Source organism: Streptomyces sp. NPDC107562 (genome assembly GCF_055657325.1).
This window is the reverse complement of record NZ_JBVKBE010000018.1, coordinates 124,604-145,256: the sequence shown is the minus strand read 5'-3', so window position 1 is coordinate 145,256 and position 20,653 is coordinate 124,604. Positions and strand designations below refer to the sequence as shown.

13 protein-coding genes, 1 tRNA gene and 1 riboswitch are annotated in these 20,653 nt (G+C 73.5%); of the genes, 7 read left to right on the top strand and 7 right to left on the bottom strand.

Going from position 1 to position 20,653, the window contains the following annotated elements; translation table 11 throughout:
• Positions 1-387: 387 nt before the first annotated feature.
• On the bottom strand, positions 388-936 hold the full coding sequence (locus tag ACZ7LV_RS34820; protein WP_401674527.1) for a MarR family winged helix-turn-helix transcriptional regulator: 549 nt from the start codon (positions 934-936) through the stop codon (positions 388-390).
• Between the two features lie 138 nt (positions 937-1,074).
• Between ACZ7LV_RS34820 and ACZ7LV_RS34815 the strand changes: the two genes are divergently transcribed.
• A complete protein-coding gene (locus tag ACZ7LV_RS34815; RefSeq protein WP_471945365.1) occupies positions 1,075-2,352 on the top strand; it encodes an MFS transporter in 1,278 nt (425 codons plus the stop codon).
• Positions 2,353-2,398: 46 nt separating this feature from the next.
• Here ACZ7LV_RS34815 and ACZ7LV_RS34810 read toward each other — a convergent pair whose 3' ends face one another.
• Both ACZ7LV_RS34810 and ACZ7LV_RS34805 read right to left on the bottom strand, forming a co-directional pair.
• Positions 2,399-4,045, bottom strand: a complete 1,647-nt coding sequence (locus tag ACZ7LV_RS34810) for an ATP-binding SpoIIE family protein phosphatase (RefSeq protein WP_471945359.1) — start codon at positions 4,043-4,045, stop codon at positions 2,399-2,401.
• Between the two features lie 245 nt (positions 4,046-4,290).
• Positions 4,291-5,658, bottom strand: a complete 1,368-nt coding sequence (locus ACZ7LV_RS34805; RefSeq protein ID WP_471945358.1) for an NAD(P)/FAD-dependent oxidoreductase — start codon at positions 5,656-5,658, stop codon at positions 4,291-4,293.
• Between the two features lie 404 nt (positions 5,659-6,062).
• On the opposite strand from ACZ7LV_RS34805, the gene ACZ7LV_RS34800 reads away from it, so the two are divergent.
• Both ACZ7LV_RS34800 and ACZ7LV_RS34795 read left to right on the top strand, forming a co-directional pair.
• Positions 6,063-6,806, top strand: coding sequence for a TetR/AcrR family transcriptional regulator (locus ACZ7LV_RS34800; RefSeq protein ID WP_471945357.1), 744 nt, complete (start codon positions 6,063-6,065; stop codon positions 6,804-6,806).
• Positions 6,807-7,059: 253 nt separating this feature from the next.
• Positions 7,060-9,084 carry a sigma-70 family RNA polymerase sigma factor gene (locus ACZ7LV_RS34795; RefSeq protein ID WP_471945356.1) on the top strand — a complete coding sequence of 675 codons (2,025 nt, stop codon included), beginning with the start codon at positions 7,060-7,062 and terminating at the stop codon, positions 9,082-9,084.
• Between the two features lie 3 nt (positions 9,085-9,087).
• Here the strand turns inward: ACZ7LV_RS34795 and ACZ7LV_RS34790 are convergent, their stop codons facing one another.
• Positions 9,088-11,178: an asparagine synthase-related protein gene (locus ACZ7LV_RS34790; protein ID WP_471945355.1), complete on the bottom strand. Its 2,091-nt coding sequence runs from the start codon at positions 11,176-11,178 to the stop codon at positions 9,088-9,090.
• A gap of 744 nt (positions 11,179-11,922) precedes the next feature.
• Between ACZ7LV_RS34790 and ACZ7LV_RS34785 the strand changes: the two genes are divergently transcribed.
• The 4 genes from ACZ7LV_RS34785 to ACZ7LV_RS34770 all read left to right on the top strand — a co-directional run bounded on the left by ACZ7LV_RS34785 (position 11,923) and on the right by ACZ7LV_RS34770 (position 17,579).
• Positions 11,923-13,347, top strand: coding sequence for an MFS transporter (locus tag ACZ7LV_RS34785; protein ID WP_471945354.1), 1,425 nt, complete (start codon positions 11,923-11,925; stop codon positions 13,345-13,347).
• Between the two features lie 79 nt (positions 13,348-13,426).
• Positions 13,427-14,665: an L-2-hydroxyglutarate oxidase gene (gene lhgO, locus ACZ7LV_RS34780; protein ID WP_471945353.1), complete on the top strand. Its 1,239-nt coding sequence runs from the start codon at positions 13,427-13,429 to the stop codon at positions 14,663-14,665.
• 742 nt (positions 14,666-15,407) lie between these two features.
• Positions 15,408-16,226, top strand: coding sequence for a tRNA (guanosine(46)-N7)-methyltransferase TrmB (gene trmB / locus ACZ7LV_RS34775; protein ID WP_471945352.1), 819 nt, complete (start codon positions 15,408-15,410; stop codon positions 16,224-16,226).
• 42 nt (positions 16,227-16,268) lie between these two features.
• Positions 16,269-17,579, top strand: coding sequence for a PrsW family intramembrane metalloprotease (locus ACZ7LV_RS34770; RefSeq protein ID WP_471945351.1), 1,311 nt, complete (start codon positions 16,269-16,271; stop codon positions 17,577-17,579).
• 111 nt (positions 17,580-17,690) lie between these two features.
• Here ACZ7LV_RS34770 and ACZ7LV_RS34765 read toward each other — a convergent pair whose 3' ends face one another.
• From ACZ7LV_RS34765 to ACZ7LV_RS34755, 3 genes are all read right to left on the bottom strand, one after another.
• Positions 17,691-18,740: a M23 family metallopeptidase gene (locus tag ACZ7LV_RS34765; protein ID WP_471945350.1), complete on the bottom strand. Its 1,050-nt coding sequence runs from the start codon at positions 18,738-18,740 to the stop codon at positions 17,691-17,693.
• A gap of 11 nt (positions 18,741-18,751) precedes the next feature.
• A riboswitch (cyclic di-AMP (ydaO/yuaA leader) is annotated at positions 18,752-18,931 on the bottom strand.
• 215 nt (positions 18,932-19,146) lie between these two features.
• Complete coding sequence (locus tag ACZ7LV_RS34760; RefSeq protein WP_471945349.1) at positions 19,147-20,397, bottom strand: PP2C family protein-serine/threonine phosphatase; 1,251 nt, start codon at positions 20,395-20,397, stop codon at positions 19,147-19,149.
• Between the two features lie 159 nt (positions 20,398-20,556).
• Positions 20,557-20,630, bottom strand: a tRNA-Met gene (locus ACZ7LV_RS34755).
• Between the last annotated feature and the right edge of the window lie 23 nt (positions 20,631-20,653).

Below are 20,653 nucleotides of genomic sequence, written 5' to 3'. Positions count from 1 at the left end.
GAATCTCTCTCGCGGCTTTCCTCCGGGCGCTTCCCTTCGGTCTTGCGTTTCCGACTCTATCAGATCTTTTCTCGACCTGATCCCCAGTCAGCGGGATTTGCCTTCCCGGCCCTTCGGCCGTTCCGACGTCTCAAACCTTAGCGGATCCTCTCGGTGATTCCCAATCGAGCCGATCGGGCCGCCGAGTCCCATTCGGAATTCAATTCGGGCATGCCGAAATTGTTCCCGTGGGGAGGTCGTGCTGGTGGTTTGATTGCCGCTCGCGCGGCGGGAGGTGCTGCCGGAGAACCGTTACGGCTCCGTGGCAACCCGGAGAACTTTACGGATCGGCCGGGCCACTGTCAAGCATCGCCCGTCCATCCCCTCGTAAGGAGCGGGAAGCCCTGGTCAGTCCAGGTCGCTGAGGCGACCGCCCGCGTCCGGCTGGGCGTGCTCCACCCGGCGGAGGAGCCTGGTGAGGACCTCGCCGAGGGCCGTCCGGTCGTCCGGGGACAGGTCCTGGAGGAGGTCCTCCTCGAAGACCGTCGCGAGACGCATCGCCTCCAGCCACTTCTCGCGGCCCTCGGCGGTCAGCTCCACGATCACGCGTACGCGGTTGTTCTCGTCCCGCTCCCGGGTCACCAGCCCCTCGGCGACCATGCGGTCGATGCGATGGGTCATCGCGGCCGGCGTGAGGCCGAGACGCTTCGCGAGTTCGCTGGGGCCCATCCGGTAGGGGGCCCCGGAGAGGACGAGCGCCTTGAGGACCTCCCACTCGGCGTTGCTGATGCCGAGGGCCGCGGTCTGGCGGCCGTAGGCGACGTTCATACGGCGGTTGAGCCGTGACAACGCCGAGACGATCTTCTCGACCTGTGGATCCAGGTCCTGGAACTCGCGCTGGTAGGCCGCGATCTGTTCTTCAAGGGTCGGCTCTGCGGCGCCGGGGGTGTCGCCCATGGATCGAGTATGGCACGGGCCCGTTGGCGTTGAAGTCCTTCTGTATGTACTCTTTACCTCTGAAGTTTAGCTTTGAAGTCTTCAGCCCTAACCTCTGGAGACTTCACCATCCTGAGAGAGGTGAACGTGACCAGGGCGATGGGCGCAGCGATGCGCCGGATCCACGTGGGTAACGCACTCAGCGCCTTCGGGCTCGGCTTCACCGTCCCCTACCTGTACGTCTATGTGGCGCAGGTGCGGGGACTGGGGGCCGTGACGGCGGGGCTGGTGCTCGCCGTCTTCGCCGTGGCCGCGCTGATCGTGCTGCCGTTCGCCGGGCGTGCCATCGTCCGGCGCGGCCCGCTGCCGGTTCTGCTCGCCGCCCTGGTCACCGCCGCCGTGGGGGCGCTGAGCCTGGGGCTCGCGAGCAACGCGACCGCCGTACTGCTGTCGGCGGCGGCGCTCGGTGCCGGGCAGGCCGTGATGCAGCCGGCGCTGGCGACGATGATCGTGGACTGCTCGTCGGCACAGACGCGGTCGCGGGCGTTCGCGACGCAGTTCTTCCTGCAGAACCTCGGGCTCGGCGTGGGCGGACTCATCGGAGGGCACCTCGTCGACGCCACGCGCGTGTCGTCGTTCACGCTGCTGTTCGCGATCGAGGCGGCGATGTTCCTGCTGCTGGTCGTGGTGATGGCGACCGTGCGGATGCCGCGCTCGCCGCGGATCGAGGAAGCCCCCGCGGCCGCCGCCTCTGCGAAGGGCGGCTGGAAGCAGCTGCTGGGGAACCGGGCGATGGTGCAGCTGAGCGTGCTCGGGTTCGCGCTGTTCTTCGCCTGCTACGGACAGTTCGAGTCGGGGCTCAGCGCGTACGGCGTCGAGGCCGCCGGGATCTCCACGTCCGCGCTGGGGACCGCGCTGGCCGCCAACACCGCGATGATCGTCGTGGCGCAGTTCCTGGTGCTGAGGTTCGTCGAGCGGCGCCGGCGGTCGCGGATGATCGCCCTCGTGGGACTGATCTGGGCCGTGGCCTGGCTCACCGCGGGGTACGCCGGTCTGGGGCACGGCAGTCAGGAGATGGCGACGGCCGCCTTCGTCTCCACGTACGCGCTGTTCGGGCTCGGTGAGGCGATGCTGTCGCCGACGGTGGCCCCGCTCGTCGCCGATCTGGCGCCGCAGGGGATGGCGGGGCAGTACAACTCCGCGTTCGCCCTGGTGAAGCAGCTGGCGCTGGCCGTCGGGCCGGCGGTGGGCGGGCCCATGGGGGCCTCGCTGCACGCGCCGTACATCGTGACGTTCCTGCTGTTCTCGCTGGGCATCACCGTGCTGGCGGTGCGGCTGGGGCGGCAGCTGACCGAGGCGCAGGACCAGCCGTGGCGGGCGCGCAGCCGTATCGTCACGCGGGGCGGGGCCCAGGAGCCGGTGCCGGCGGAGGCGTAACCCCCGCCGGGGTCACGCCGTCGGGCGGTGTCAGGCGTCCGAGGGGTCATGCCTGCTTGTTCGGCAGGGCGAACTCGCACCACACCGCCTTTCCGCCGCCCGGTGTTCTGCGGCTGCCCCAGGCGGAGGCGATCGTCGCGACGATCGCGATGCCTCGGCCCGACTCGTCGCCCGGTTCCGCCCGGCGGCGACGGGGCAGGTGGTCGTCGCCGTCGGTGACCTCGACGATCAGACGGCGGTCGGTACGGCGCAGGCGCAGCCGCATCGGCGGGGTGCCGTGCTGGAGGGAGTTGGCCACCAGTTCGCTGGCGGCCAGGACGCCCAGGTCGTGCAGCTCGGCCGGGAAGCGCCAGCTGCTGAGGACGCCGGAGGCGAAGGCACGCGCGCGGGGGGCCGCTTCGACGCCGCCGAGCAGTTCCAGCGCGGCGTTGCGGAAGAGCTCGCCGTCGGCGCCGGTGCGCGCCGGGTGCTGGAGGACCAGGACGGCCACGTCGTCGTCGTGGTCGGCGGTGACACCGGCCGAGCGGAGCAGGCGGTCGCAGATCACCTGGGTCGTGCCCCTGGCCCCGGCCAGGGCGCGCTGGAGCGCCTCGATGCCCTCGTCCAGGTCGGCGTCCCGGCGTTCGACCAGGCCGTCGGTGTAGAGGACGGCCGTGGATCCGGGGGCGAGCGGGACCGAGCCCGAGGCGTGCATCCAGCCGCCGGTGCCCAGCGGGGGGCCGTTGGGCTCGTCCGCGCGCAGGACCGTGCCGTTCTCGTCGCGGACGAGGATCGGGAGGTGGCCCGCGGACGCGTAGACCAGCCGGCCCTCGTTCGGGTCGTGGACCGCGTACACGCAGGTGGCGATCTGGTGGGGGTCGATCTCCGTGGCGAGGCCGTCGAGCAGCTGGAGGACCTCGTGCGGAGGGAGGTCGAGGCGGGCGTAGGCGCGGACGGCGGTGCGGAGCTGGCCCATGACCGCCGCGGCGCGCACGCCCCTGCCCATGACGTCCCCGATCACCAGGGCGGTGCGGCCGCCGCCGAGGGTGATCACGTCGTACCAGTCGCCGCCGACCGCGGCCTCCGTGCCGCCCGGCTGGTAGGCGACGGCGATGCGCAGGTCGTCCGGCTGTTCGAGTTCCTGGGGGAGCAGAGACCTCTGGAGGGTCACGGCCGTCTCGCGCTGGCGGCGTTCGCTGGCTCTGACCCGCTCGGCGGCCTCGGCGTGGTCGGTGACGTCGGTGGCGAAGACCAGGACGCCGGCTCCTTCGCCGTCGGCCACCGGGGTGCAGGTGAAGGTGTAGGAGCGGCCGTCGGGGGCCTTGCGGGACTTGACCGTGCGGGGCTTGCCGCTGCGCAGGACCTGGTCGAGGAGGGGCAGCAGGCCGAGCTCGCGGAGTTCGGGGAGCGCGTCGCCCGCCGGTTCGCCGACCGGGCGGCCGCCGAAGGCCGTGGCGTAGGCGTCGTTGACGTAGGCGAGGCGGTGGTCGGGGCCGTGGACGAGGGCGACGAGTGCGGGGACGCGCTCCAGGACCTCGCGCACGGGCAGTTCGTCGACGGCGGGCGTCGACGGCGGGTCGTCGGTCAGCTGTTCGGCGCGGGCCGCGGGGACGGAGCCGTCCCCGCGGCGGTCCGGTGTGACCGCCTGGTCGGTCCGCGCTGCGGCGCGGCGCTGCGTTCCGGGGAGCCGGGCGCTCCAGCGCGTGAAGTTCACGAATCCTTGCCTCGTGTAGTCGTCGTCGACCGGCTCCGGACCTGGCCCGGTCCCCCGGGGGTGGCATGGCGGTGGCTGTGCCGTGTCATGGCCCCTGGGAAGTGCAGCACTTGGGAAAAGCCTCGTGGGTTCGGTGGCCGGGGTGGGCGTCGGTCCGCCCCGGCGCGGGGACCAGTCTGGCAGTGTGGCCGACCGGGCCGACATCCGTCAGACGCGGGGGTGGCCGTAGGAGTTCCTCGTGAAGGTCAGGTCGACCCCTTCGGGTCGTAAGGAGGCTTTCCACCGGCCGCGAGTTCGAACTCCGCTCGGGGATGTTCGAGTGAACCGAGGGAGACGATCTCCCGTTTGAAGAGGCCGGCGAGGACCCATTCGGCGAGCACGCGCGCCTTGCGGTTGAAGGTCGGCACCCTGCTCAGGTGGTAGGCCCGGTGTATGAACCACGCGGGGTAGCCCTTCACCTTGCGCCCGTAGACATGGGCGACGCCCTTGTGCAGTCCGAGGGAGGCGACCGAGCCGGCGTACTTGTGCGCGTACGTCCGGAGGGGCTCGCCGCGCAGGGAGCGGACGACGTTGTCGCCCAGAACCTTCGCCTGGCGGAGCGCGTGCTGGGCGTTGGGGGCGCACTCCGCGCCGGGCGCGCCGGCCGTGACGTCGGGGACGGCGGCGGCGTCACCGGCGGCCCACGCGTGCGCGTGCCCCTCGACGGCGAGCTCCGGGGTGCACCGCAGGCGGCCCCGGCCGTTGCGCGGCAGGTCGGTGGCGGCGAGCAGGGGGTGGGGTTTGACGCCGGCCGTCCAGACGACCGTACGCGTGGGGAAGCGCTGGCCGTCGCTGAGCACCGCCACCCGGTCGGCGCAGGACTCCAGGCGGGTCTCCAGGAGGACCTGGATGTTGCGGCGGCGCAGCTCGGTGATCGTGTAGCGGCCGAGTTCCTCGCCCACCTCGGGGAGGATGCGGCCGGTCGCCTCGACGAGGATCCACTTCAGGTCCTCGGGGCGGATGTTGTGGTAGTAGCGCGTGGCGTAGCGGGCCATGTCCTCCAGCTCGCCGAGGGCTTCGACGCCGGCGTAGCCGCCGCCGACGAAGACGAAGGTGAGGGCCGCGTCGCGGATGTCGGGGTCGCGGGTGGAGGAGGCGATGTCCATCTGCTCGAGGACGTGGTTGCGCAGGCCGATGGCCTCCTCGACGGTCTTGAAGCCGATGCCGTGGTCGGCGAGGCCGGGCACCGGCAGGGCCCGCGACACCGAGCCGGGGGCGAGGACCAGTTCGTCGTACGGCAGCGGTTCGAGGCCGGCGCCCTCCTCCTCGGTGGCCAGGGTCGCGAGGGTCGCCAGGCGTGTGGCGTGCTGGACGGAGCGGACCTCGCCGACGATCACCCGGCAGTCGGGCAGGACGCGGCGCAGGGGCACCACGACGTGGCGCGGGGAGATGGAACCGGCGGCCGCCTCGGGGAGGAACGGCTGATAGGTCATATAAGGGTCGGGGGTGACGACCGTGATCTCGACCTCGCCCCGGCCGAGCTCCCGCCTCAGCTTCCGCTGCAGGCGCAGGGCCGTGTACATCCCGACGTAGCCGCCGCCGACAACGAGAATGCGCGCACGTTCCTTCACCATCCCATGACGCACCCGGCGCTTGCGTTTGTCCACAGCCTCGACAATTTGTGTGACCGGGCTGGGAGCGAGCCCATGGTTGGCCGAAACGGCCGGTCGTGCGGGAGTCACGCAGGTCAGGAGGTGTGAGCCGGGTGGAGCAAGGGGGCGCAATCGGGACGTATACGACCCGTACTCCGATCGGGGGGCGCTCCGTGCGGAACCTGCCCCTTCTGAATTGACTGCCTCTCAACTATGTTCGTGTGTCGACGGGGTGTAGGGGGATGCGCTCGTCGGTTCTCGGGTGCGCGACGGGCGACCCCGGTGGCCCGGCGGGCAGGCTCGCGGTAGGGGCCTGTTCCCGGCGCTCCGGCTGCCGAATGCGGGGAGTGTCTCCGGGGGGAGACATCATTACCGGGGGATTTCGTATGCAGATTCAGGACTCTCGTTGGTCATCCGCGACTGCCGTCGCACCTGGTGGCGCGGTCGCGGCGGCGAGCAACGGACGCGGGGACGGCCCGCGGACCGCGCCGCTGCGGGTGGACGCACAGCGCAATCTCGAACACGTACTGCGGGCCGCGCGCGAGGTCTTCGGCGAACTCGGCTACGGCGCGCCGATGGAGGACGTGGCACGCCGCGCCCGTGTGGGCGTCGGCACGGTGTACCGCCGCTTCCCGAGCAAGGACGTCCTGGTGCGGCGGATAGCCGAGGAGGAGACCTCCCGGCTGACCGACCAGGCCCGGGCGGCGCTCGGTCAGGAGGACGAGCCGTGGTCGGCCCTCTCGCGCTTCCTGCGCACGTCGGTGGCGTCCGGCGCCGGGCGGCTGCTGCCGCCGCAGGTGCTGCGGGTCGGCGTCAGCGAGGAGGACGAGCTCGACGGGGCGCGCGTGCCGCAGCAGCGGACCCAGCCCGGTGGCGGTGAACTGCGGCTGGTGCCGGAGCCGTCGACGGCCGGGGACGACGCCGGCGCGGCGGCACTGCTCGACGTGGTGGGTCAGCTCGTGGAGCGGGCGCGCGCGGCGGGCGCACTGCGGCCGGACGTGTCGGTCTCCGACGTCCTGCTGGTGATCGCGACGGCGGCACCCGCGCTGCCCGACGCGGCGCAGCAGGCGGCGGCCTCGGCACGGCTGCTGGACATCCTCCTGGAGGGCCTGCGGTCGCGGCCGGTGTGACGGCGGGCGTGGGCGTCACCCGCCCACGCCTCGTCCGCACGTCTTCCGCACCCGGCTCGTACTTCGTCCTCCTGCCCAACCCGGTCGCCCGGGTGGTCCGTTGCCCGCCCCGAACGGCTGAGTCCTAGCACTGGCTCACGACCGGGCGCCACGGACGGGTGGATGGTTCCTACGACCACCTCCTGAACAAAAGCCAATATGGCAACCTGGCCCTGATCGGGACGGGTTGGGCAGGCGGCGGGGGCTTTCCGCGATGAGCTTTGACGGGCGGGACGGGTCACGCGGTGACCGGGACGAGTCACGCGGTGACGGGGAGGGCGAGGCCGGCGGCCTGCCCGCGCCCCAGGTACCGGCGCAACGCGACCGGCGGGAGGACGGCGTCCTGCCGCCGCCGATCGAGCTGCCGCCCTCCGACGCCGAGTTGCTCGGCCGGATGCGCGCGGGCGACGACAGCGCCTACGAGGAGCTGTACCGCCGCCACGCGGAGGCCGTACGCCGGTACGCGCGCACGTGCTGCCGTGATCCGCACACCGCCGACGACCTCACCGCCGAGGTCTTCGCGCGCGTGCTCCAGGCGGTGCGCGGCGGACACGGCCCGAAGCACGCCGTACGGGCCTATCTGCTGACCACCGTCCGGCGCGTGGCCGCGAACTGGACGAGCACCGCGCGACGCGAGCAACTGGTGGACGACTTCGCGGTGTTCGCCGCCGAGGCCGGCCGGGCCTCCGAGGTCTCCGACACCGACACCCTGGACCTGGGCGCGGACGTGCGGGCCATGCACGCCGCCGAACAGTCGCTGGCCATGCGGGCGTTCCGTTCGCTGCCGGAGCGCTGGCAGGCCGTCCTGTGGCACACCGAGGTCGAGGAGGAGTCCCCGAGCGAGGTCGCCACGCTCTTCGGGCTGGACGCCAACGGCACCCGTGTCCTCGCCAGCCGCGCCCGCGAGGGTCTCAAGCAGGCCTATCTCCAGGCCCATGTCAGCGCCACGCTCACCAGCGACGAGGAGTGCGCCCGCTACGCCGACCAGCTCGGCACGTACGCCCGGCGCAGGCTGCGCACCCGGGCCGAGCGGGGGTTGCGCAAGCACCTGGAGGAGTGCGCGAAGTGCCGGCTGGCGGCGAGCCAGATCGAGGACCTCGCGAGCAGCATCCCCGCGGTGGTGCCGGTCGCCGTCGTCGGCTGGTTCGGCGCCGCCGGTTACGCGAAGGTGGCCGGGCTCGTCGCGGGCGGAGCCGGGGCGGCGGGGGCGGCGGGGGCCGTTTCCGCCACGGGCGGTTCGGCGGCAGGCGGCTCGGCGGCCGGAGCGGCGGCCGGCGGCTCGGGAGCGGGTGGGGCGGCTGCCGGTGCGTCCGGTGCCGGCGGCTCGGGAGCGGGCGCGGCGGCGGCCGGTGCGTCCGGCGCCGGCGGCTCGGCGGCGGGCGGCTCGTCCGGCGGGGGCGGCGCGGCGGCCTCGGAGGGCCTCGGAGCGCCCGTGAAGGCCGGGATCGCCGCGGGCGTCGTCGCCACGGCGATCGCGGTGGTGGCCCTCGCCCTGGCGGGCGACGACCAGCCCGCCGACGGCAAGCCGGCCGCCAAGCCCCCCGCCTCGGCCCCGGCGGCCCAGCCCGAACCACCCACGCGCACCCCGTCGGAGCCGGCCCCGGAGCCGCCCCTGGCACCCCCCGCGCCGCCCGCGCCGCCGGTCGTCCCGGCGGCCGGCCCGCCCCCGAGGCCCACCCCCTCCCCGGCCCCGAAGCCCAGCCCCGCACCCACGCCCCCGTCCGAGCCGGCCCCGACACCGCCGCCGTCCCCCACCCCGACGCCGGCCCCGACTCCGCCCCCGGCGCCCGCGCCTCCCCCGCCGCCCGCCTCGTACCACCTCGGTGATCTCGCGTACGACGTCGTGGGCGACGGCACCGAGCCCGAACTGCGGCTGAGCGGCAGCAGCTGGGTCTGGCAGCGCCACGGTCTGTCGATCGGCGGGACGCGGTACGCGCACGGGGTGACCGTGCACGCCCGGTCGTCCGTCACCGTCGACCTCAATCGCGCGTGCACCTCGTACGAGGCCCTGGTGGGCGTCGACGACTCGACGCTGGGCCTGGGACGGGTCCGCTTCGCCGTCTACGCCGACGGCACCCTGCTCTGGAAGTCCGGCCTGATCCGGGGCGGGGACGCGGCGACTCCCGTGGAGGTGAACCTCACCGGGCACAGCACGGTGCGCCTGGTCGTCGCACCGCACGGCCCCTTCGACAGCCTGGCCGTGGCGGACTGGGCGGAGTCGAAGTTCCGGTGCAGGTGACGCTCATCCGCCGGACGCCAGTGCTCCCCGCCGCGGTGTGATCCCCGAGGGCACCGCACGCGCGCGTGCCGGTGTCCCGGTCCAGCAGGTGCCCCGCCGGGCCAGCAGCCGTCGTAGCCACAGCTCCAGGGAGACGAGGTCCGCCAGGCCGTCCAGGGGGAGCGGCTCGCCCTGGGTGGCGGCGCGCAGTGCCTTGCGGACGACACGGGCCTCGACCAGGCCCGCCTCCGCCAGCAGGGGCGTGTCGAACAGCGTCATCAGGGAGTCGACCGCGACCCGGAGGCCGGCCCGGGCGGCGGCCGCCGCGGGGGCGTGGGAGGGGGCGCCCCAGCCGGGCGGGAGCTCGGTGACGCCGGCGCCCTGCAGGACCCTGCGCAGGATCGAGGCGCGCGCCCCGGGCTGGACCCGCAGGGCCTCCGGCAGGGCACGGCAGGCCCGGACGACCTGGTTGTCGAGGAAGGGGGCGTGCAGGCGCTGGAAGCGGATCTCCGCGGCCTGCTCCAGTACCCGGATGTCGGCGGCCGTGCGGGCGAGGGCGGCCCGCGCGCGGAAGTCGCCCGGCCGCTGGCCCGGTCCGAGCCCGGCGCCGGAGCGATGGGTGGCCCCCTGCAAGCGAATCGATACTTCAGCCAGTGCCTCGCCCGTCAGCCACCGGGCCGCCGGACCGGGCCTGGCCCAGGTCAGCGCGGCGAGTGAGGCACCGACGGCGCCGCCGGGTTCCTCGAAGCGCTTCTGCAGCAGCCGCTCGGCGAGGTGCTCCAGGCCCGACCCGTAGGGCGTGCGGGCGAGCCGCCGGGCCGCGGCGTACACGCGCGCGGGGACCAGTACGGACCCGTCGGCCTTGGCGAGGGCGGCCACCGGCCGGACCAGATGCCGCCTTTGGCGGTCCATCAGCAGGTCGGCGAGGCGGGCCGGGTGGGCGTCGAGCACCTGGCGGGCGCCGTAGCCGGTGAGGTGGTCCGCGCTGCCGGAGGCGAGCCGGGCGCGGTGCCGGGCGGCCGTCACCAGGCTGGCGCCGGGCTCGTCGGTCAGGGGGCCTTCCAGGGCGGCGTAGGGCAGGGTCTCCTCGCCGCCCGCCACCACCACGTGGTGGAAGCGCGGGTTGGCGGCCAGCGCCCCGGCCCGCTCCAGTTCGGCCTCCCGGCCGCCCACCGCCAGATCGTTGAAGGTGACCGCCAGCAGCCGCTCGCCGGCACCCGTGCCGTGTCCCAGCACCGTCCCCGGCCTCCCGGGCAGTCCGGCCGCCAGCAGTGCCAGCGTCCCCGAGGCGGGACCGCCCGACAGATCGGCCCCGATGCCGGGCACCGGCATCCCGCGCGCGGCACGCCGTTCGGCGGGGCCCATGCCGGGGACGGGCCCGGGGTCGATGTCGGCGCCGGGCACGTGCCGCGGGGCGGCGAGGCGGGCGCGCACGGCCTCCACCAGGGCGTCACGGACGGCGTCCACCGCGCGGTCGGGGTCGGCGGGCGGCGCGGCGACGGCCAGCGAGGCGACCTGCTCGTAGCCGGCGACCTCGCGGGCCCCGGCGCGCAGGATGAGCGCGTGTCCCGGCGGGATGCGGCGCACCCCGTCGTACGGGGTGGAGTCGTGCAGTGCGGCCGGTACGTCGGGGGCGGCCAGCAGGGCGGCGAGGTGGCCGAAGTCGAGGTTGGCCTCGATGAGGTCGGCCAGCGGCAGGGCGGCGGTCGCATAGGCGGTGCCGCCCGCCCAGGGGGTGTGGAAGACGGGTCTCGCGCCCGCCAGGTCGCCGCAGACCGTGATGCGCCGGCCGGCCTGGACGACCGCCGTGTAGCTGCCGGGCCAGGCCGTCAGATGGCGAAGTGCCCCTCCGCGCGCGGTGAACAGCCCGAGGCGCAGCTCCTCGTCGGTGGCGCCGCAGGTGCCGAGGACGGCGATGCGGGTCTGGGCGTCGGCGGAGACCAGCCGGACCTCGTCGGGGCGCCAGTCGCCGACGGCCCACAGCGGATCCGGGTCGCCCCACAGGAGTTGGGAGCCGACGGGGTGCAGGGTCTCGCCGTCGAGACCGGTCGCGCCCGCCGAACCGATCCGGGCGGCTCCCGCGGCGGTGCTGCTCCACCCCACCAACCACCGCATCGACGCCTCCACAGGCTGTGGACAACCAGTGCACCGAACGAACCGGTTCACCATGCTGCCACGAAGAACGCGCCGCGGAGCGGCGGCGGTGCCGCTTGTGATCCCCCGAATGCGCCCCGCGCACCGCCTCGCGCGACCCCGGAACATCCCGGAGATACCCCGGAATCCGCCCGCTGACGCATCGCGGCTGCCCCAACAGCCTCTTGCCGTAAGGCAACCGCGACGCGAATGCGCCCCTGGTACGCCCCCCGTAGACCACCAACGCGCCCTCAAACCCCGTGGTGGACGCGGAAATACCGCACAGGAGGCGAGGTTGATTTTTGGCCAAATCGACACCGGGCAGGTGCACGTGCATACGCTTCGTGCACGCTCCGTGCAGGCTCTGCGCACCGATCGGGCAGCGCACGGTCCGGGAGGCGGAGTTCGCCTCCCGGACCGGTCCACCGCCCGCGGGGATTGGGGCGGCGGTATCCCCCAGCCCACTGGTCCAGTACAGCGGGCCGACCCACGCACAGCCATGGAACCGCTCCCCCGATGGCCGGAGAAGAGCGCACGGACGGGCGCACGGCCACACAACGGGAGCACGCCACAACTGTGCGTATCGGGACCGTACTTCCGTACGGACCACAATCCCGCCATCCGGAACAATGCCCCTTAACGCTTGGGATGCGGCGAACTACGCTGGGTTTACGAATGCCGCGTGGTTATGCCATCGCGGCAGCCGTCTGTGTCGAGGGGTGGCGCATGTCCAGGGAGCAACGCGGGCCGAACGAAAAGCTCGGCGCCGTTCTCGCCCTCGCGGGAATCAGCAACGCGGGACTCGCACGACGCGTCAACGACCTTGGCGCCCAGCGCGGGTTGACGCTTCGCTACGACAAGACCTCGGTCGCGCGCTGGGTGTCGAAGGGCATGGTGCCGCAGGGTGCCGCGCCGCATCTCATCGCGGCCGCGATCGGGCAGAAGCTGGGCCGTCCGGTGCCGCTCCACGAGATCGGGCTGGCGGACGCGGATCCCGCGCCGGAGGTGGGCCTCGCCTTCCCCAGGGACGTCGGGCAGGCGGTGCGTTCGGCGACCGACCTGTACCGCCTCGACCTGGCCGGGCGCCGGGCGGGCTCCGGCGGCATCTGGCAGTCGCTCGCCGGCTCGTTCGCGGTGAGCGCGTACGCCACGCCCGCCTCACGATGGCTGATAACCCCGGCCGACAGCTCGGTCGCGCGCGAGGCGAGCCCGGCGGAAGGGTCCGGCGCACCGGCCAAAGTCGGCCACAGCGACGTGCAGAAGCTGCGCGAGGCCGCGGAGGACGCGCGGCGCTGGGACTCCAAGTACGGGGGCGGCGACTGGCGTTCGTCGATGGTGCCGGAGTGCCTGCGGGTGGAGGCGGCACCGCTGCTGCTCGGCGCCTACTCCGACGAGGTCGGGCGGGCGCTGTTCGGGGCGAGCGCGGAGCTGACCCGGCTCGCCGGGTGGATGGCCTTCGACACCGGCCAGCAGGAGGCCGCGCAGCGGTACTACATCCAGGCCCTGCGGCTCGCCCGGGCCGCGGCGGACGTGCCGCTCGGCGGCTACGTCCTGGCCTCGATGTCCCTGCAGGCGACCTACCGGGGCTTCGGCGACGAGGGCGTCGACCTCGCGCAGGCCGCGCTGGAGCGCAACCGTGGTCTGGCCACCGCGCGCACGATGAGCTTCTTCCGCCTGGTCGAGGCACGCGCCCACGCGCGGGCGGGTGACGCGCAGGCGGCCGGTGCGGCTCTGAAGGCGGCGGAGGGCTGGCTGGAGCGCTCGCGCGACGGGGACAACGACCCGTCCTGGCTCGGTTTCTACTCCTACGACCGTTTCGCGGCCGACGCCGCGGAGTGCTACCGCGACCTGAAGGCGCCGCGCCAGGTGCGGCGGTTCACCGAGCAGGCGCTGTCGAGGCCGACGGAGGAGTTCGTCCGCTCGCACGGGCTGCGGCTCGTCGTCTCCGCGGTCGCCGAACTGGAGTCCGGGAACCTCGACGCGGCATGCGAGCAGGGGGTGCGGGCGGTGGAGGTCGCGGGGCGGATATCGTCCGCGCGGACCACGGAGTACGTGAAGGACCTCCTGCACCGGCTGGAACCCTACGGGGACGAGCCCCGGGTGGTGGAGTTGCGGGAGCGGGCCCGGCCCCTGCTGATGACCCCGGCGTAGGGCGTCGCGCGGCGCGCCGGGCGACGCCCCCGCGGCCCCGTGGCGGGCCGGCGGGTTTGAGGGGGTTGTCAGTGGCGCAGTGCACTATCGAGAGCGGGAGGTGGTGCGGGTGCGGGCCGTCGCTTACGACTGTGACGTGCTGGTGATCGGCGGCGGGATCGTCGGCCTGTCGGCGGCGTACGCCCTCACGCGCGCCGCACCGGGGACGCGGGTGACGGTGCTGGAGAAGGAGGCCGGTCCGGCCCGGCACCAGACGGGGCACAACAGCGGCGTCATCCACAGCGGGATCTACTACCGCCCCGGCTCGCTCAAGGCGCGGTACGCGGTGCGGGGCGCGGCCGAGATGGTGAAGTTCTGCGCGGAGTACGACATCGCGCACGCGGTCACCGGCAAGCTGATCGTCGCCACCGAGCGCGCCGAGCTGCCCCGGCTGCACGCCCTGGTGCAGCGCGGCCGGGAGAACGGCATTCCGGTGCGGGAACTGGTCGCGGGGCAGATCACGGAGTACGAGCCAGGAGTGCGGGGACTGGCGGCCATACAGGTCGGGACGACCGGGGTGTGCGACTTCGTCGCGGTCGCGCGGCAGCTGGCCGAGGCGTCGGGCGCCGAGATCCGCTACGGCGCGGAGGTACAGCGCATCGACCGGCGCCCGGAGCTGGGGGTCGCCGTGCGGACGGCGGACGGCGACGTGGTGCGCGGGCGGGTGCTGGTGAACTGCGCCGGGCTGTACTGCGACGAGATCGCCCGGATGACCGGCGACGATCCCGGCATGCGGATCATCCCGTTCCGGGGGGAGTACTACGAGCTGGCGCGGCCCGAGCTGGTGCGGGGCCTGGTCTATCCGGTCCCCGACCCCGCGTTCCCCTTCCTCGGCGTGCACCTCACCCGCGGCATCGACGGCGGCGTCCACGTCGGCCCGAACGCCGTCCCGGCGCTCGCCCGCGAGGGCTACGACCGTGGGGTGGTCCGGCCCCGTGAGCTGGCCCGGACGCTGGCCTGGCCCGGGGCGTGGCGGATAGCGGGCCGGCACTGGCGCTACGGGGGCGGGGAGCTGTGGCGCTCGGTGTCCAAGGCCGCGTTCGCCCGGGCGGTACGCAGGCTGCTGCCCGCGGTGACGGAGGAGGACCTGGTTCCGTCGGCGGCCGGGGTGCGGGCCCAGGCGGTGCTCCGGGACGGCACGCTGGTGGACGACTTCCTGATCCACGAGGGTGCCCGCGCCGTCCACGTCCTGAACGCGCCGTCCCCGGCGGCGACGGCGTCCCTCCCGATCGGCCGGGAAGTGGCCCGCCGCGCCCTGAACACGCTGAACCACACCTGACCACCACCCCACCGCCCACGCCAACACCGGCACGCGCCCACGGCCCGCACGGTGCCGCCGCCACGCCCTGCGGCCCGCCCGCCGGAGCCACGCCCCCGCCGCCCTGCCGAGCCTCGGCGCACGCCGGATCCGAGGTCACTCCCGTGCCGGGGGAGACGCACGATGCCGGCACGCGCCTGCCGCCCCCACCGTGACGCCCGCACTCCGACTGCCGCACACGCCCGCTGCCCGCACGCCCCCGACCTGCACACCTCCGCCGACCACACGCGCCGGCCGCCCACGCGTGGCCGCCCGCACTCCGACTACCGCACACGCCCGCTGCCCGCACGCGCCTGCCGCCCCCACGCGTGGCGCCCGCAGAATCCCGGCTGCCCGCACACCCCCGACCCCCGCACACCTCCGCCGACCACACACGCCGGCCGCCCCCACGCACGGCGCCCGCACTCCGAATGCCGCAGGCGCCCGCTGGCCGCACACCCCCCGACCTGCACGCTCCCGCCGCCCCGCCCCCTGTCGGCCCCGCCGCCCGCGCCTGCCGCCCGCACGCCACCGCACCCACACCCGCGCCGCACCCACCCCACCGTCGGCACCCACCCCACCGTCGTCCCCGCCGCCCCGCGACTGCCGCCCGCACGCCACCGCCGCACCCACCCCCCGTCGGCCCCCCGTCCCGACGAGCCCCGACGAGCGTCGTGAACGCCACGGAGGCGCTCGCCTCCGACCCCGTAAAATCGGCCCCACTGTGTCTGACTCGCTGAACACCCCCGAAGCCCCTCACCCCACCCTCGATGCCGTCGCCGGACGGGTGCGGGTCAAGGGGGAGCCGCGTTTTCCGGACGGCCCGATGGCGGACCCCGCCGGGTCGCACTTCGAGCGGCGGATCCGGAGTTTCCAGCCGCGACGGAGCCGGGTGACGGCAGGGCAGGCGGACGCGTTGCAGCGGCTGTGGCCCACGTGGGGGCTGGACATCGACGGCTCGCGGGTCCTGGACCTCGCCGAGCTGTTCGGCAACGACAACCCCGTCGTGCTGGAGATCGGCTTCGGCATGGGCGAGGCCACCGCCCGGATGGCCGCCGCAGACCCCGACACCAACATCCTCGCCGTGGACGTCCACACCCCCGGCCAGGGCAATCTGCTCAACCTCGCCGACCAGAGCGGCATCGGCAACGTCCGGGTGGCCAACGGCGACGCGATCATCCTGCTGCGCGAGATGCTCCGCCCGGACTCCCTCGACGGGCTGCGCGTCTTCTTCCCGGACCCCTGGCCCAAGAAGCGGCACCACAAGCGGCGGCTGATCCAGCCGGACTTCCTCACCCTCGCCGCGGCCCGTCTGAAGCCGGGCGCGCTCGTGCACTGCGCGACGGACTGGGAACCGTACGCCGAGGTGATGCTGGAGGTGCTCACCGCGCACCCCGCCTTCGCGAACACCCGACCAGGCGGAGGTTTCGCGCCACGTCCCGGCTTCCGCCCCCGCACCCGTTTCGAGGGGCAGGGCCTGGAGAAGGGTCATGTGGTGAACGACCTGCTCTTCCGCCGTGTGCCGCACGAAGGTCAGCCGTAAAACCTGCCCTCGTTCGCCTCTTCGCTCGTTAGGGTCAATGCCGTGGCGACCAGTCCCCCGTACCCGACGCACCCCGGCATCCCGGCCGGCGGCACCCTGCGGCACGCGCACTGGTGGCACAGGCGGTGGGTGCGGTACGGCGCACTGATCACGCTGCTCACCCTGTCCGGCCTGGTGATCCTCGCCCTGGTCCGCGAACAGACCGGCACCGAGGGCTTCCTGGTCGGACTCGGCCTCGCGATCCTGCCCGTGCCGCTGCTCATAGCCGTCTTCCGCTGGCTGGACCGGGTCGAGCCCGGACCCTGGCGGAATCTGGTGTTCGCCTTCTCCTGGGGCGCCTGCGCCGCCGCGCTGATAGCGATCATCGCCAACAGCTTCGCGACCCGGTGGATAGCGACCGCGACCGCCGACCCGACCAGCGCGGACACCTGGGGCGCCACGGTCATAGCCCCGATCGTCGAGGAGTCCGCGAAGGCGGCCGCGATCCTGTTGCTCTTCCTCTTCCGGCGCCGCGACTTCACCGGAATCGTGGACGGCGTCGTGATAGCGGGCGTCACCGCCACCGGCTTCGCCTTCACCGAGAACATCCTCTACCTCGGCACCGCCTTCGGCACCGACCAGCTGGCCGGTCACAGCGGCATCGCCTCGGTGACCGCCGCGACCTTCTTCGTGCGGGTCATCATGTCGCCGTTCGCGCACCCCCTGTTCACGGTGCTCACCGGCATCGGCTTCGGCATCGCCGCCCTGGCCGGGGAGCGCCAGCGACTGCGCCGCGTCCTGCTGCCCCCGGCCGGGCTGCTGCTCGCGATGGGCATGCACGCCTTCTGGAACGGCTCGGCGACCTTCGGGGACTACGGCTTCTTCGCGGTGTACGGCGGCTTCATGGTCCCCGCGTTCGGCCTGCTGACCTGGCTGGTGATCTGGACGCGCCAGCGCGAGCTGCGGACCGTCCGTGAGGAACTGCCGGCCTATGTCGTCGCCGGCTGGCTCTCGCCCGCCGAGCCGTTCGCCCTCGGCTCCATGCGGGCCCGCCGGCTGGCCCGCGAGTACGCCGGCCACCACCTCGGCAGACCGGCGGGCCGCACGGTCGCGCAGTACGAGGCGTACGCCACGTCCCTCGCCTTCCTCCGGCGCCGGGGCCGCCTGGGCCGTGCCCGCGCGGACTTCGTCGTACGGGAAGGCGAGCTGCTCCAGGAACTGTGGAACCGCCGGGAGATCGCCCGCCCGGCCCTGGAGTACGCGGCGCGGGCGACCGCTCCGCCCGTGCCGGTGCTGATGCCGCCGGTCCACGGCTGGGCGCCCGTGTACGGGCCGGCGACGCCCTACCCGGCGTACAACCCGTACCGGACGTAGGGCGAGAACGGCGGCGCGGGGGCGCACCGGACAGACGAAAACCGGCAGTCCTGACGTCGGGGGGTTGCCGTCAGGACCACCGGAGTTCGCGTCGGACCCGGGTCCGGAGCCTCAGGGGGTGAGGCCCTTGCTCTGCAGCCAGGCCAGCGGGTCGATGCCACCGCCGCCGCCGGTGTGCACCTCCAGGTGCAGGTGGGCGCCGGTCACGTTGCCCGTCGCGCCCACGCGGCCGATCACATCGCCGGTGGCGACCTTCTGGCCGACGCTGACGCCGATCGACGACTGGTGGGCGTACCAGAGCTCGGTGCCGTCGTCGAGGGTCAGCACGGTCTTGTAGCCGTACGAGCCGTTCCAGCCGGCCTCGGTGATGGTGCCGCTGTGTACGGCCTTGAGAGGCGTACCGGTCGGCGCGGCGAAGTCGAGACCCGTGTGGTACCCGGAGGACCACAGGGCGCCGGCCTGGCCGAAGGTGGAGGTGAGGGTGTACGACGAGGTCGGCAGCGTGAACTGCTTGGCCAGCGCGGCGAGCCGCTCGGCCTCGGCCTTCTGCCGGGCCTCCTCCTCGGCCTTCGCCTTGGCGGCGGCGGCCTTCTCCTTGGCCTCCTGCTCGGCCTTGGCGGCGGCCTCGGCGGCGGCCTTCTCGGCAGCGGCCACGGCCTCCGCGGCGGCCTTGCTCTCGACCTGCTCCTGCTGCTGCTCGGCCTGCGCGATGATGCGGGCCCGCAGCGTCTCACCGGCGTCGGTGGTGCCCTCCGCGGTGTCCACGGTGACCGTGGCGAGGCTGCTGAGCGGAGCGGTCGCGGTCTTGGTGTCGGCGGAGCCGGAGTCGTCGTCGGAGATCAGCGAGCCGACGTTGGGCAGGTCGGGCATCGAGATCGACACCGGCGGCTTGCCGGTGTTGGCGCTCGCCATGCCGCCCGCGCCGACCGCGGCTATGACACCGACGCCGAGAACGGTGGAGCTGCGGGCGAGTCCGCCGCCACGCTGCTTGCTGACACGATGCCGGCCGCGTACGGGAAGGAGGGTCTCCGCGCTGGGATTCCACTCCTCCCACGGCCCCTCGTCGGTGCGCGGCGCGCCGTAGACGAATGTGTCGGTGCCGTCGGCGGTGCGCTGCTGCGGCACGAACGGGGCCTGTGGGGCAGGCCGGTTGGACGCCACGTGGGCGTACTCCTTTCCTTCCTTCTCGCCTACCGGGTTAGCTGACGGGTTCGGAGCAGGAAGGTCTCCTACGCGCGTAAATCAGCCGTACTGCTACGGCGACATACGCCCGATTCACCCCAATATGATGGTTCCCCGGTTCCCTTGTGCGGCCGGTGAGGGCCTCGCGCGGGATTCGGCGCGTGCGCACGGAGCCGCCTCTTGTGACGGCTGGGACGACCGCGCTGCGTTATCGGACGTTAATAGAACCGGGGCCTGATTTCCAAGCTGTTCCTCTTGATCATTAACGCTTTCTGTCGGGACGTACAGGTCTATGAACGGCGAAATTCGGGCGAGTTGACCGTCATTCGGAGTCATCTCCACATCTGACGGTGCGTCAGTCGTTATGCGGAGGGCTTCCGTTCGATCACCCGGGGTGACACGCGTCGGCCGGCCGACGGACCGCGAGCAGCGCCATGTCGTCGGTGGTGCCGCCGCCGCTGTGCAGGCGTACCTCCTCGGCCACCGTGCGCAGCAGTTCGCCGGGGCCGGGGAAGGTCCGGCCGGCCAGCCGGGCCGCGGGGTCGTAGAAGGCGCCGTGCGCGTCGCGGGCCTCGGACAGGCCGTCGGTGTACAGCAGGAGCGTCGCGCCGCCCGGGAAAGGGCACACCTCCGCACGGTCCGGCCAGGTGCCCAGCTCACCCATCCCGAGCGGCAGCGCCGGATCACGGGCGGGCAGCGTGCTCACCGTGCCGTCGGCGTGCAGCATCAGGGGCGGTGGATGGCCGCGGTTGAGGATCCGTACGACCCCGTCGTCGTGCGGGATCTCGGCGAGGACGGCGGTGGTGAAGCCCTCGAAGGCGTCGATCCCGTCCCGGCGGGTGCCCTCGCGCGCCAGCGCCCGCTCCAGCCGCTGTGCGACCGCCTCCAGCGTCGTCTCGTGCTCGGCCGCCTCCCGGAACGCCCCGATGACCACGGCGACCGCGGCGACCGCCCCCATGCCCTTGCCCCGCACGTCCCCGACCACCAGTCGCACGCCGAACCTGCTGTCCTGCACCGCGTAGAGGTCCCCGCCGATGAAGGCGTCGGCCTGGGCGGCCTCGTAGCGCGCGGCGATCTCGAACCCGCCGATCCTCCCGACGGGCTCCGGCAACACCGCCAGCTGAGCGGCCTCAGCGATCTCCCAGGCCGAGTCGAGGCGGGCGTGACCGCGCCGGACCAGCACGTTGATCAAGACAGCGAGGAGGGAGACCGTGACCACGGTGGCCAGCTCGGTCAGCGACTCCACCTCCGTGACCTCGTCGAACCGGAGGTCCAGGCCGAGGACCACGAGCACGGCCGCCACCCCGGTGAGGATCGTGGCGCGGCGGGACAGCAGCGGCGCGGCGATCAGCGGGGCGGCGGTGAACAGGGGTGCGCCGGTGAAGCCGCGCGGGGTCATGTAGTCGTAGCTGCCGCCGATCACCAGGAGCAGGGCGGGAAGGACGCGGACGAGGGTGCCGGCGTAGGAGATCGGCCGCGTCTCGGGCGGCGGCAGGGGCGGTACCGGGCTCTCCGACGTGGGGAAGTCGTCCGGGCGGCCGGGGCCGGGGGCAGGGTCTTCGGGGGCCGGGTCGCCGGGGACGCGGCCGCCGGATCCGGCGTACAGCCCCTCTCCCTCTGCCTCCGCAGGCCGCACTGTCGTCTCCCGTTACGCAGGTCACCGCACCTGTCCAGGGTTCCTGGAGCGGCGGCCCGCTACCAGCCGGGCGGGCCGACCGGATGACGGGCGCGAGCGTTGCCGGGAAACGACTCGGGGCCGGAATCCATGATCTGGATTCCGGCCCCGGGCCTTCAGTAGCGGGGACAGGATTTGAACCTGCGACCTCTGGGTTATGAGCCCAGCGAGCTACCGAGCTGCTCCACCCCGCGTCGGTAGACACCAGTGTACGCCA

What these genes read in the sequence shown, in the direction of transcription:
- ACZ7LV_RS34790 (WP_471945355.1), bottom strand. Translation starts at nt 11,178, where the DNA reads ATGCGGTGGTTGGTGGGGTGGAGCAGCACCGCCGCGGGAGCCGCCCGG.
- ACZ7LV_RS34800 (WP_471945357.1), top strand. Translation starts at nt 6,063, where the DNA reads ATGCAGATTCAGGACTCTCGTTGGTCATCCGCGACTGCCGTCGCACCT.
- ACZ7LV_RS34795 (WP_471945356.1), top strand. Translation starts at nt 7,060, where the DNA reads ATGAGCTTTGACGGGCGGGACGGGTCACGCGGTGACCGGGACGAGTCA.
- ACZ7LV_RS34820 (WP_401674527.1), bottom strand. Translation starts at nt 936, where the DNA reads ATGGGCGACACCCCCGGCGCCGCAGAGCCGACCCTTGAAGAACAGATC.
- ACZ7LV_RS34805 (WP_471945358.1), bottom strand. Translation starts at nt 5,658, where the DNA reads ATGGTGAAGGAACGTGCGCGCATTCTCGTTGTCGGCGGCGGCTACGTC.
- ACZ7LV_RS34785 (WP_471945354.1), top strand. Translation starts at nt 11,923, where the DNA reads ATGTCCAGGGAGCAACGCGGGCCGAACGAAAAGCTCGGCGCCGTTCTC.
- ACZ7LV_RS34815 (WP_471945365.1), top strand. Translation starts at nt 1,075, where the DNA reads ATGGGCGCAGCGATGCGCCGGATCCACGTGGGTAACGCACTCAGCGCC.